Origin of the sequence: Streptomyces apricus, assembly GCF_008369065.1 — a bacterium.
Classification (GTDB): Bacteria; Actinomycetota; Actinomycetes; order Streptomycetales; family Streptomycetaceae; genus Streptomyces; species Streptomyces apricus.
This window is the reverse complement of record NZ_VDFC01000047.1, coordinates 383,642-395,423: the sequence shown is the minus strand read 5'-3', so window position 1 is coordinate 395,423 and position 11,782 is coordinate 383,642. Positions and strand designations below refer to the sequence as shown.

Below are 11,782 nucleotides of genomic sequence, written 5' to 3'. Positions count from 1 at the left end.
GTACGGTGCGGGAATTGCCTTACGGGGATCGTTTGTTACCTTGGATGTGACACCGGCCCGATCCAAGCCCCCGGGCCCAACCTTCGTCGCTACGAGCGACCACTTGCCGCGAGGCGAGCATGGCGGGTCGGTGTCACCTGCTTCGCACCGCACGCGCGGTGCGCGAAGAGGCCCACGCCACCCCGGTGGCGTGGGCCTCTTTTGCCGTCCCCCGTGAACAAAAGGTTCGCAATCGGGGGCGGCTACCACGTACTCCGCGGTAGGTGCGACGATCGGACGGCAAACCCGCGAACCAGCAGTACGTGCAGTACGTGCAGTACTTCGGTGAAAGCAGAGGAAGTCGGCCATGGCAACGGCGCCCAGCGTCTCCTACTCGATCACGGTCCGGTTGGAGGTGCCCGCGAGCGGAACCGCGGTCTCCCAGATCACCACCGCCGTGGAGTCCAGCGGAGGCTCGGTGACCGGCCTCGACGTCACGGCCTCCGGCCACGAGAAGCTCCGGATCGACGTCACCATCGCGGCGTCGTCCACGAAGCACTCCGAGGAGATCGTCGAGCAGCTGCGCGGCATCGAGGACGTCACGCTCGGCAAGGTCTCCGACCGTACGTTCCTGATGCACCTCGGCGGCAAGATCGAGATGGCGTCCAAGCACCCCATCCGCAACCGTGACGACCTCTCGATGATCTACACGCCCGGTGTGGCCCGGGTGTGCATGGCGATCGCCGAGAACCCCGAGGACGCCCGCCGCCTGACCATCAAGCGCAACTCGGTGGCGGTCGTCACCGACGGCTCGGCCGTGCTGGGCCTGGGCAACATCGGCCCCAAGGCCGCGCTGCCGGTCATGGAGGGCAAGGCCGCCCTCTTCAAGCGGTTCGCGGGCATCGACGCCTGGCCGCTGTGCCTGGACACGCAGGACACCGACGCGATCGTCGAGATCGTCAAGGCGATCGCGCCGGGCTTCGCCGGCATCAACCTGGAGGACATCTCCGCCCCGCGCTGCTTCGAGATCGAGGCGCGGCTGCGCGAGGCCCTGGACATCCCCGTCTTCCACGACGACCAGCACGGCACGGCGATCGTGGTGCTCGCGGCGCTGAAGAACGCGCTGCGGGTGACCGGCAAGGCGATCGGTGACATCCGCGTCGTCATGTCGGGCGCGGGGGCGGCCGGCACGGCCATCCTGAAGCTGCTGATCGCCGCCGGCGTCAAGCACGCGGTGGTGGCCGACATCCAGGGTGTCGTGCACGCGGGCCGCGAGGACCTGGTGAAGGCCGAGGCCGACTCGCCGCTGCGGTGGATCGCCGACAACACTAACCCCGAGGGCGTCACCGGCACGCTCAAGGAGGCGGTGCGCGGCGCGGACGTGTTCATCGGCGTCTCGGCCCCGAACGTGCTGGACGGCGACGACGTGGCCGCGATGGCCGACGACGCGATCGTCTTCGCGCTCGCGAACCCCGACCCCGAGGTCGACCCGGGCATCGCCCGGCAGACCGCGGCCGTGGTGGCCACCGGCCGCTCGGACTTCCCGAACCAGATCAACAACGTGCTGGTCTTCCCGGGTGTCTTCCGCGGTCTGCTGGACGCCCAGTCCCGCACGGTCAACACGGACATGATGCTTGCGGCCGCAACGGCGCTGGCGGACGTGGTGACCGAGGACGAGCTCAACCCGAACTACATCATCCCCAGCGTCTTCAACGACAAGGTCGCGGGGGCGGTGGCGGGGGCGGTGCGCGACGCCGCGAAGGCGGCGGGCGTGACGGTCTGAACGCCGCCCCGCCCCGGCGGGGGCTGCCGCCCCCGGGCTCCTGCGTCGCGCTTGCGCGCTCGTCCTCAGGCGCCGGACGGGCTGGTCGTCCTCGGCCGCGGGCCGGTGGGGGCTTGTCGCGCAGTTCCCCGCGCCCCTGAAGGCGACCCCGCTCGCCCTGCGTAAGGACGGCCCGGTGGGGAAAGCGGTCCAATGGGTGGCAACTGTGACGGTTGCCACCCGGCCTCCGTACCGGCGCGTCGCCGGACGTGGGGCCTCGGGCCGCCTCTAGGGTGGCGGCCATGCGTCAGTCCACGCGGGCCCACCAGGCCTTCGCCGGCCGTGCGGTCCGCTGCCGGGAGCGAACGGAGCGTCACCATTTCGAGGCCGTGGCGCTTTTCGTGTGACTCTCAGGGGTATCGGATTGGCTTTCCCGCCGCAGGTGGGGGCAGGATGCGTCTTCGGGCGCGAGGGTCCGGCCACGGACCCGGGTCCGGGGACCGCTGAGGACCCTGGCAGCATCGGCTTCGACGTGCCCGAGATGCGGCTCCGCCGCGTGGCACGCCTCAACGGCAAGAAGAACACGGGAGTAACAACATGAACCGCAGTGAGCTGGTGGCCGCGCTGGCCGACCGTGCCGAGGTGACCCGCAAGGACGCCGACGCCGTTCTGGCCGCCTTCGCCGAGACCGTCGGCGAGATCGTCGCCAAGGGTGACGAGAAGGTCACCATCCCCGGCTTCCTGACCTTCGAGCGCACCCACCGTGCCGCTCGCACCGCGCGCAACCCGCAGACCGGCGACCCGATCCAGATCCCGGCCGGCTACAGCGTGAAGGTCTCCGCGGGCAGCAAGCTCAAGGAAGCCGCCAAGGGCAAGTAAGCCTTCTCCGTACGCCCCGCGGGCGTACGAGGCGCAGCAACGCCAATGGGGCGGTCACCCGATCCGGGTGACCGCCCCATCGCGTACGTGCCGGTACGCGCCCGTACGTGCGGTACGCGCGTACGGCGGCGCCGCTAGCCGAGCGCCTTGCCCGGCAGCTCGACCTTCGCGCCCAGCTCCACGAGCTTCTCCATGAAGTTCTCGTAGCCGCGGTTGATCAGGTCGATGCCGTGGACCCGGGACGTGCCCTGGGCCGCCAGCGCCGCGATGAGGTACGAGAAGCCGCCGCGCAGGTCGGGGATGACCAGGTCGGCGCCCTGGAGCTTCGTCGGCCCGGAGACGACCGCGGAGTGCAGGAAGTTGCGCTGGCCGAAGCGGCAGCGCGAGCCGCCCAGGCACTCGCGGTACAGCTGGATGTGCGCGCCCATCTGGTTCAGCGCCGACGTGAAGCCGAGGCGGGACTCGTACACCGTCTCGTGGACGATGGACAGGCCGGTGGCCTGCGTGAGCGCGACGACCAGGGGCTGCTGCCAGTCCGTCTGGAAGCCCGGGTGGACGTCCGTCTCCAGCGCGATCGACTTCAGCTGGCTGCCGGGGTGCCAGAAGCGGATGCCCTCGTCGTCGATCTCGAAGGCGCCGCCCACCTTGCGGTAGGTGTTCAGGAACGTCATCATCGAGCGCTGCTGGGCGCCGCGGACGTAGATGTTGCCTTCGGTCGCCAGCGCCGCGGACGCCCACGAGGCGGCCTCCAGGCGGTCCGGCAGGGCCGCGTGGGTGTAGCCGCCGAGCTTGTCGACGCCCGTGACGCGGATGGTGCGGTCGGTGTCCATCGCGATGATCGCGCCCATTTTCTGCAGGACGCAGATCAGGTCCTCGATCTCCGGCTCGACGGCCGCGTTCGAGAGCTCCGTGACGCCCTCCGCGAGGACGGCCGTCAGGAGCACCTGCTCGGTCGCGCCGACGGACGGGTACGGCAGCGCGATCTTCGTGCCGCGCAGCCGCTGCGGCGCCTCCAGGTACTGCCCGTCCGCGCGCTTCTCGATCGTCGCGCCGAACTGCCGCAGCACCTCGAAGTGGAAGTCGATCGGCCGGCCGCCGATGTCGCAGCCGCCCAGACCCGGGATGAACGCGTGCCCGAGGCGGTGCAGGAGCGGGCCGCACAGCAGGATCGGGATGCGCGACGAACCCGCGTGCGCGTCGATGTCCGCGACGTTGGCGCTCTCCACGTGCGACGGGTCCATGATGAGCTCGCCCGGCTCCTCGCCCGGACGGACCGTCACCCCGTGCAGCTGCAGCAGGCCGCGTACGACCCGCACGTCGCGGATGTCCGGGACGTTGCGCAGCCGGCTCGGAGCACTGCCGAGCAGCGCGGCGACCATGGCCTTCGGTACGAGGTTCTTCGCACCGCGGACCCGGATCTCGCCCTCCAGCGGGGTTCCGCCGTGGACAAGGAGTACGTCGTCTGAGCCGTTGACGGTCATGTATCTCGCGTTCCGGTTGGGTTGGGCAGGGCTGGGTCGGGCAGGCCCGAAGACGCAAGCGTAATGGCCGCCCACCCCTGTGCAGTAAGCCCGAGGGGGCCTCAGGGAGGTCATAGCTTTGCCACAACACGAACCGTGCCTAATCGGGCACACGGGGTCACCGTCCCCGGCCGTGCGCTCCACCTGCACCCGTACGCCCTGAGCTGCGATACCCCCGGTACGGGTATTGCCTCCCCCTGTGGGGGGAAGATGCGGGATCATGTCACGCATGACCGAGGTGTCCTCGCTCACAGGGCGGCTGCTCGTGGCCACACCCGCCCTGGCGGACCCCAATTTCGACCGCGCGGTGGTGCTGCTCCTCGACCACGACGAGGAGGGCTCCCTGGGCGTCGTCCTCAACCGCCCCACACCGGTGGACGTGGGCGACATCCTCGCCGGCTGGGCGGAACTGGCGGTGGAGCCGGGGGTCGTGTTCCAGGGCGGCCCCGTCTCGCTGGACTCGGCGCTCGGGGTGGCCGTCATCCCGGGCGGCTCCTCCGGGGAGCGCGCGCCGCTGGGCTGGCGCCGGGTGCACGGCGCGATCGGGCTGGTGGACCTGGAGGCCCCGCCGGAGCTGCTCGCCTCGGCGCTCGGCTCGCTCAGGATCTTCGCCGGGTACGCCGGCTGGGGGCCGGGCCAGCTGGAGGACGAGCTGGGCGACGGCGCCTGGTACGTCGTCGAGTCGGAGCCCGGTGACGTCTCCTCGCCCTCTCCCGAGCGGCTGTGGCGCGAGGTGCTGCGGCGCCAGCGCAGCGAGCTGGCGATGGTGGCCACCTATCCGGACGACCCTTCGCTGAACTGATGCCTCCCACCTTCAGTACTCTTGCGTCTATGAGCACTCTTGAGCCTGAGACCCAGCCCCAGCGAGGCACTGGGACGGGAACCCTCGTGGAGCCGACGCCGCAGACGTCGCACGGCGACGGGGACCACGAGCGCTTCGCCCACTACGTCCAGAAGGACAAGATCATGGCGAGTGCGCTCGACGGCACCCCCGTCGTGGCGCTCTGCGGCAAGGTGTGGGTCCCGGGCCGGGACCCGAAGAAGTACCCCGTGTGTCCCATGTGCAAGGAGATCTACGAGTCCATGGGCGCGGGCGGCGACGACGGCAAGGGCAAGGGCGGCGACAAGTAGCAGCGCCTTCCCGGCGGCCCCGCCCGGACGGAGCAGGACGCGGTACGGCCGCGGCGCCCCCTGACGCGGGGTGCCGCGGCCGAGTCGTGTCCGCCCCCGGTGCCGGGTGCGGGGCCTGTGTCGGCTGCGGGGCCGGTGGCGTGTGCGGTCTCGGTGCATCCGGGGTGTTTGTCCCGGCCCGCCGTTGCGCGGAGTGCTTCAGCCGGTCACAGAGTGGTTGAGACCTCTTGTGGGCATGTTCATGTACTCCATAGCCTCCCGTGTGTTGTGCAGCGCGGAACCACCATTGCACGTGCTGCAACGCGCTCCTATGGAGGACGCTCGTGAAGCTCGCCCATTTCCCCGCCCGAATGGCCGCCCCGATCGCCGCGCTCCTCGTCGCCGGACTCACGGCGACCGCCTGCGCCCCGGAGTCCTCCGACAACTCCGGCGGCAAGGACGAGAAGAGCGGCACCCTGCGCGTGTGGCTCTTCCAGGAGGTCACCAACACGCCGAAGGAGAAGGTCGTCGACAGCGTCGTCACCGCCTTCGAGAAGGCGCACGACGGTGTGAAGGTCGACGTCCAGTACATCCCCGTCGAGACCCGCGCCGAGAAGATCAAGGCCGCCTTCAACGACCCCAAGAGCGCCCCCGACCTCATCGAGTACGGCAACACGGACACCGCCGGCTACGTCAAGGACGGCGGACTCGCGGACGTCACCGAGGAGTTCACGGACTGGAGCGAGTCCAAGGACACCGACCCGACCGCCAAGCAGTCCGTCACCGTCGACGGGAAGATCTACGGCGCCCCGTACTTCGTCGGCGTCCGCGCCCTCTACTACCGCACCGACGTCTTCGAGGACCTCGGCCTGGACGTGCCGAAGACCCAGGATGAGCTGATCAGCACCGCCAAGGAGATCCGGCAGGCGAAGCCCGACCTGTACGGCCTCGCGGTCGGCGGCGCGTACACCTACGGCGCCATGCCGTTCATCTGGGCCAACGGCGGCGAGATCGCCGAGGGCAAGGGCGGCTCGTACGCCGCCACGATCGACAGCCCGCAGGCCCGCAAGGGCATCAAGGCGTACACCTCGCTCTTCGGCGACGACAACTGTCCCGCCGACAAGTGCGCGGGCATGGGCGGCAACGACACCGTCACGGCGTTCGCCTCCGGCAAGGCCGCCATGGCCATCGGCGGCGACTTCAGCCACGCCGCGATCGAGGCGGGGAAGGCCAAGGGCAAGTACGCGGTCGTGCCGCTGCCGGGGGTCGAGTCCGGTGACATCGCCCCCGCGTTCGCGGGCGGCAACAACCTGGGCGTGCTCAACAGCACCTCGCACCGCACGCTCGCCGTGGACCTGATGGAGCAGCTCGCGTCCAAGAAGACGCAAAGCGCGCTCTTCGACGCGATGGGCTTCCTGCCGACGTTCACGGACGTGCGCCAGGACGTCGCGAAGCGCGAACCGTTCGTCGAGCCCTTCGTGAAGACCCTCGGCGCCGGCGCCAAGTTCGTCCCGGCTTCGCCGGCCTGGTCCCAGATCGACGCGTCCCTGGTGCTGCCGACGATGTTCCAGGAGATCGTCAGCGGACGCAAAGACGTGGCCGCCGCCTCCGAGGACGCGGCCAAGAAGATGAACGCCGCGTTCAGCTCCGCCGGATGAGCCGGATGACGAACCGTTCGCTGCCCGGTTCCGCCCCGGGGACGGCGGCCCCCGGGGCGGGCGCACCCGGCCCGGCCCCCTCGCTCATGGCGGGGCCCCGCCCGGGCACCGGGGCCGAGCCCGCGAAGAACGCGCCGTCCGGGGGCCCGTGGGGGCCCCGGACGGGCCGTGGCAAGCCCGGGCGCACGTCCCCGCTCGCCCGCGGCGGCTGGACGCCCTGGCTCTATCTCGCCCCCGCCCTCGTCGTCATCGGCGGACTGCTCGTCTACCCCGTCTACCAGCTCGGCCTGATCTCCTTCCTGGAGTACACCCAGGCCCAGGTCAGCGGCGGGGAGCCGACCACCTTCCAGGGCTTCGGGAACTACGCGACGCTCTTCCGCGACGAGCAGTTCTGGCAGGTGCTGCTGGCCACGGTGGTGTTCGCGGCGGCGTGTGTCGTGTCGACCCTCGCGGTCGGCTGCGCGCTCGCCGTCCTCCTGACACGTGTCCGCGCCGTGCCGCGGCTGGCCCTTATGCTTGCCGCCCTCGGCGCCTGGGCGACCCCCGCGGTCACCGGTTCGACGGTGTGGCTGCTGCTCTTCGACCCCGACTTCGGCCCGGTCAACCGGGTCCTGGGGCTCGGCGACCACTCCTGGACGTACGACCGCTTCAGCGCCTTCGCGCTCGTGCTGCTCGAAGTGGTGTGGTGCTCCTTCCCGTTCGTGATGGTCACGGTGTACGCCGGGATCCGCGCCGTGCCCTCCGAGGTGCTGGAGGCGGCCTCCCTCGACGGCGCCTCCCAGTGGCGCGTCTGGCGCTCGGTGCTGGCCCCGATGCTCCGCCCGATCCTGGTGGTCGTCACCATCCAGTCGGTCATCTGGGACTTCAAGGTCTTCACGCAGATCTACGTCATGACGAACGGCGGAGGCATCGCCGGCCAGAACCTCGTCCTGAACGTGTACGCGTATCAAAAGGCCTTCGCGTCCTCCCAGTACAGCCTCGGGTCGGCGATCGGAGTGGTGATGCTGCTGATCCTGCTGGCGGTCACGCTCGTCTATCTGAGGCTGCTGAGAAAGCAGGGGGAAGAGCTGTGAGTTTCGTGCTCCGTTCCGTCCGGCGGCCCTGGCGGCTGGCCGCGGAGGCCTCCGCGCTCCTGATCGCGGCGGTCGTCGCATTCCCCCTCTACTGGATGGTGCTGAGCGCCTTCAAACCCGCCGGGGAGATCGAGTCGACCCGGCCGCGGCCCTGGACGCTCTCCCCGTCCCTCGATTCCTTCCGGCGCGTCTTCGGGCAGCAGGAATTCGGCCGTTACTTCCTCAACAGTCTCGTCGTGGCGATCACCGTGGTCGCCGTCTCGGCGCTCATCGCGTTTCTCGCGGCGACCGCCGTGACGCGATTCCGCTTCCGTTTCCGGACCACCCTGCTGATCATGTTCCTGATCGCGCAGATGGTGCCGGTCGAGGCGCTGACGATCCCCCTCTTCTTCCAGATGCGGGACTTCGGCCAGCTGAACACCCTGGGCGCCCTGATCCTGCCGCACATCGCCTTCTCGCTGCCTTTCGCGATCTGGATGCTGCGGGGTTTCGTGAAGGCCGTTCCACCGGCCCTGGAGGAGGCTGCTTACATCGACGGGGCGAGCAGGACGCGGTTCCTGTGGCAGATCCTCTTCCCGCTGGTCCTTCCCGGGCTCGTCGCCACCAGCGTGTTCTCCTTCATCTCCGCCTGGAACGACTTCCTGTTCGCCAAGTCGTTCATCATCAGCGACACCTCGCAGTCCACCCTGCCGATGGCCCTCCTGGTCTTCTACAAGCCCGACGACCCGGACTGGGGCGGCGTGATGGCCGGTTCCACCGTGATGACGATTCCGGTGCTGATCTTCTTCGTACTCGTACAGCGGCGCCTGGTCTCCGGACTGGGCGGCGCGGTGAAGGACTGAGGACCCACGTGAGCGACGCCATGCCCCACGAACCGGCGGCCGGGCGCCCCCGGCCGGACGCACCGCACCCGTCCGGGGTGATCCCGGCGCCCCGCTCGGTGCGGGGGTCCGGGCGCCCGGGTGTCCCGCTCGACGCGCGCACCACCCTGTGGGCCGGCCCCGGCACGGGCACCACCGAACGCTGGCTGCGCCTGACCCTCGGCGCCGCCCTGGGCATCTCCCTGCCGCCCGCCGGCGAAGCCGCCACCGCGCCCGCGGCCGGTGAGCGGAACACCCCGGGCGTCGTGCGGCTGCGGGTCGACGAGGCCCTCCCGCCGGAGGCGTACGTCCTCGACGCCGACTCCGGGCGCGGCATCGAGATCCGCGGCGGCGACGGCGCCGGGGTGTTCTGGGGGGCCCAGACACTGCGCCAGCTCATCGGCCCCGACGCCTTCCGCAGGGCTCCCGTCCGGCCCGGCGCCGTCCATGTCGTCCCGGAGGGGACCGTCGAGGACGCCCCGCGGTTCGGCTGGCGCGGCTGCATGCTCGACGTCGCACGGCACTTCACCCCCAAGGACGGCGTCCTGCGCCATCTCGACCTGATGGCCGCGCACAAACTGAACGTCTTCCACTTCCACCTCACGGACGACCAGGGCTGGCGCATCGAGATCAAGCGGTATCCGAAGCTCACGGAGACCGGATCATGGCGGGCGCGCACGAAATTCGGCCACCGCGCCTCACCGCACTGGGAGGAGAAGCCGCACGGGGGCTTCTACACCCAGGACGACATCCGCGAGATCGTCGCGTACGCCGCCGAGCGGCATATCGCGGTCGTCCCCGAAATCGACATCCCGGGGCACTCGCAGGCGGCCGTCGCCGCATATCCGGAACTGGGCAACACCGATGTCGTGGACACGCTCTCCCTCTCCGTCTGGGACTCCTGGGGCGTCTCGGAAAACGTACTCGCCCCCACTGACAACACCCTCCGGTTCTACGAGGGCGTCTTCGAGGAACTCCTCGCCCTGTTCCCCTCGGAGTTCGTCCACGTCGGCGGCGACGAGTGCCCCAAGGACCAGTGGAAGGCGTCCCCCGCCGCACAGGCGCGGATCGCGGAACTGGGCCTCGCGGACGAGGACGAACTGCAGTCCTGGTTCATCCGCCACTTCGACACCTGGCTGACCGCGCGCGGGCGGCGGCTGATCGGCTGGGACGAGATCCTGGAGGGCGGGCTCGCCCCGGGCGCCGCCGTCTCCTCCTGGCGCGGCTACCGCGGCGGCATCGCGGCCGCGCGGGCGGGCCACGACGTGGTCATGTGCCCCGAGCAGCAGGTCTACCTGGACCACCGCCAGGACGCGGGGCCGGACGAACCCGTGCCCATCGGCTTCGTGCGCACCCTGGAGGACGTCTACCGCTTCGAGCCCGTACCGCCGGAGCTGACCCCCGCTCAGGCGCGGCACGTGCTCGGCACCCAGGCCAACCTGTGGACCGAGGTGATGGAGGACCGGGGCCGCCTGGACTACCAGGCCTTCCCGCGCCTCGCGGCCTTCGCGGAGGTCGCCTGGAGCGCGCTGCCGGCGCCCGCGGAGCGCGACTTCGCCGGCTTCGAGCGGCGGATGGCCGCGCACTACCCGCGACTTGACGCCCTGGGGGTCGCCTACCGGCCATCCGCGGGACCGTTGCCCTGGCAACGGCGCCCCGGGGTGCCGGGCCGCCCGGTCGACGGGCCGCCCCCGGCCGTGTGAGACCGCTCTCAGGCCCCTCCGGAAGCGGTCGGAACCGTCAATTCGCATCTACCGGCGATGTGGTGCGAAAGCGGACCATCCGCTGGTGGCGGGTAGGAATGCCTCCTAGCGGACCCCCGCGTCGGGGAACCGGGAAGATGTGCCAGAGTTGCCACGTCCGCCCTGTCAGCACGTACCGTACGGCAACACAGGTGGGACCAGGTGGGGCAGCGGGAAGGGGCAGCCGGTTTGACCACGCACGCACCGCAGGCGGCGCAGGCCGTGACCCTGCCCGCCTCGCTGGACGAGGCCGTGGCGGCGCTCGCCGCCATGCCCGCCGCCGTTCCCGTGGCCGGCGGCACCGATCTGATGGCCGCCGTCAACTCCGGGCAACTGCGGCCCGCCGCCCTCGTCGGCCTCGGCCGGATCAGCGAGATCCGCGGCTGGCAGTACCAGGACGGCCACGCCCTGCTCGGCGCCGGCCTCACCCACGCCCGTATGGGGCGCCCCGACTTCGCCGCCCTCATCCCCGCCCTCGCGGCCGCCGCCAGGGCCGCCGGACCGCCGCAGATCCGCAACGCGGGCACCCTGGGCGGCAACATCGCCTCCGCCTCCCCGACCGGGGACGCGCTCCCGGTGCTGGCCGCGCTGGAGGCGACCCTCGTCGTCGCCGGCCCGGGCGGCTCCCGCCGCGAGATCCCCGTCTCGCACCTGCTCGCGGGCATGGAGATGCTCCGCGGCGGCGAACTCATCGGGTACGTGCGCGTGCCGCTGCTGCACGCGCCGCAGGTCTTCCTGAAGGCCACCGGGCGGACCGGCCCCGGGCGGGCCATCGCCTCCGTGTCGCTGGTCCTCGACCCCGCCCGGCGCGGGGTGCGGTGCGCGGTGGGCGCCATAGCGCCGATGCCGCTGCGCCCCCTGGACGCCGAGCAGTGGGTCGCCTCGCTGATCGACTGGGACAACAACCGCGCGCTCGTCCCCGAGGCGCTGGCCGCCTTCGGTGAGTACGTCGCCGCGGCGTGCATCCCCGATCCGGCCCCCGAGGAGGACGGTTCCGTACAACCGCTGCCGCCCGCCGTACTGCACCTGCGGCGCACCGTTGCCGCGCTGGCCCGACGAGCACTGGGGAGGGCACTGTCGTGACCGACGACCAGCACGCAGACCAGTACGGCGACCGGCACACGGACCAGTACGACGATCAGTACGGCGACCGGCGCGGCGACCAGTACGCCGACGAGTACGGGGACCGGCGCGGAGGG

Annotated in this window: 10 protein-coding genes; 9 read left to right on the top strand and 1 reads right to left on the bottom strand. The window is 70.9% G+C overall.

The features are described 5' to 3' along the window. The first annotated feature begins 346 nt into the window (after positions 1-346). Positions 347-1,762 (top strand): NAD-dependent malic enzyme, encoded by a 1,416-nt coding sequence (locus FGF04_RS28195; RefSeq protein WP_149514140.1) that lies wholly within the window; start codon positions 347-349, stop codon positions 1,760-1,762. Between the two features lie 576 nt (positions 1,763-2,338). Beyond that, the gene (locus FGF04_RS28190) at positions 2,339-2,620 is read left to right on the top strand and encodes an HU family DNA-binding protein (RefSeq protein WP_007382399.1); all 282 of its coding nucleotides are present in this window, start codon (positions 2,339-2,341) and stop codon (positions 2,618-2,620) included. Between the two features lie 134 nt (positions 2,621-2,754). Here the strand turns inward: FGF04_RS28190 and murA are convergent, their stop codons facing one another. Then, entirely contained in the window at positions 2,755-4,101 is a 1,347-nt protein-coding gene (gene murA, locus FGF04_RS28185; protein WP_149514139.1) for a UDP-N-acetylglucosamine 1-carboxyvinyltransferase, read from the bottom strand. Between the two features lie 268 nt (positions 4,102-4,369). On the opposite strand from murA, the gene FGF04_RS28180 reads away from it, so the two are divergent. From FGF04_RS28180 to FGF04_RS28150, 7 genes are all read left to right on the top strand, one after another. Next, positions 4,370-4,942 carry a YqgE/AlgH family protein gene (locus FGF04_RS28180; protein WP_149514138.1) on the top strand — a complete coding sequence of 191 codons (573 nt, stop codon included), beginning with the start codon at positions 4,370-4,372 and terminating at the stop codon, positions 4,940-4,942. 29 nt (positions 4,943-4,971) lie between these two features. Next, a complete protein-coding gene (locus FGF04_RS28175) occupies positions 4,972-5,271 on the top strand; it encodes a DUF3039 domain-containing protein (RefSeq protein WP_149514137.1) in 300 nt (99 codons plus the stop codon). Between the two features lie 350 nt (positions 5,272-5,621). Next, positions 5,622-6,908 (top strand): extracellular solute-binding protein, encoded by a 1,287-nt coding sequence (locus FGF04_RS28170; protein ID WP_188114284.1) that lies wholly within the window; start codon positions 5,622-5,624, stop codon positions 6,906-6,908. 86 nt (positions 6,909-6,994) lie between these two features. After that, positions 6,995-7,981 carry a carbohydrate ABC transporter permease gene (locus FGF04_RS28165; protein WP_408055685.1) on the top strand — a complete coding sequence of 329 codons (987 nt, stop codon included), beginning with the start codon at positions 6,995-6,997 and terminating at the stop codon, positions 7,979-7,981. 5 nt (positions 7,982-7,986) lie between these two features. Continuing rightward, a complete protein-coding gene (locus FGF04_RS28160) occupies positions 7,987-8,823 on the top strand; it encodes a carbohydrate ABC transporter permease (protein WP_188114283.1) in 837 nt (278 codons plus the stop codon). 20 nt (positions 8,824-8,843) lie between these two features. Beyond that, positions 8,844-10,544 carry a beta-N-acetylhexosaminidase gene (locus FGF04_RS28155; RefSeq protein WP_149514413.1) on the top strand — a complete coding sequence of 567 codons (1,701 nt, stop codon included), beginning with the start codon at positions 8,844-8,846 and terminating at the stop codon, positions 10,542-10,544. A gap of 228 nt (positions 10,545-10,772) precedes the next feature. After that, positions 10,773-11,666 carry an FAD binding domain-containing protein gene (locus tag FGF04_RS28150; protein ID WP_149514134.1) on the top strand — a complete coding sequence of 298 codons (894 nt, stop codon included), beginning with the start codon at positions 10,773-10,775 and terminating at the stop codon, positions 11,664-11,666. Positions 11,667-11,782: the final 116 nt, after the last annotated feature.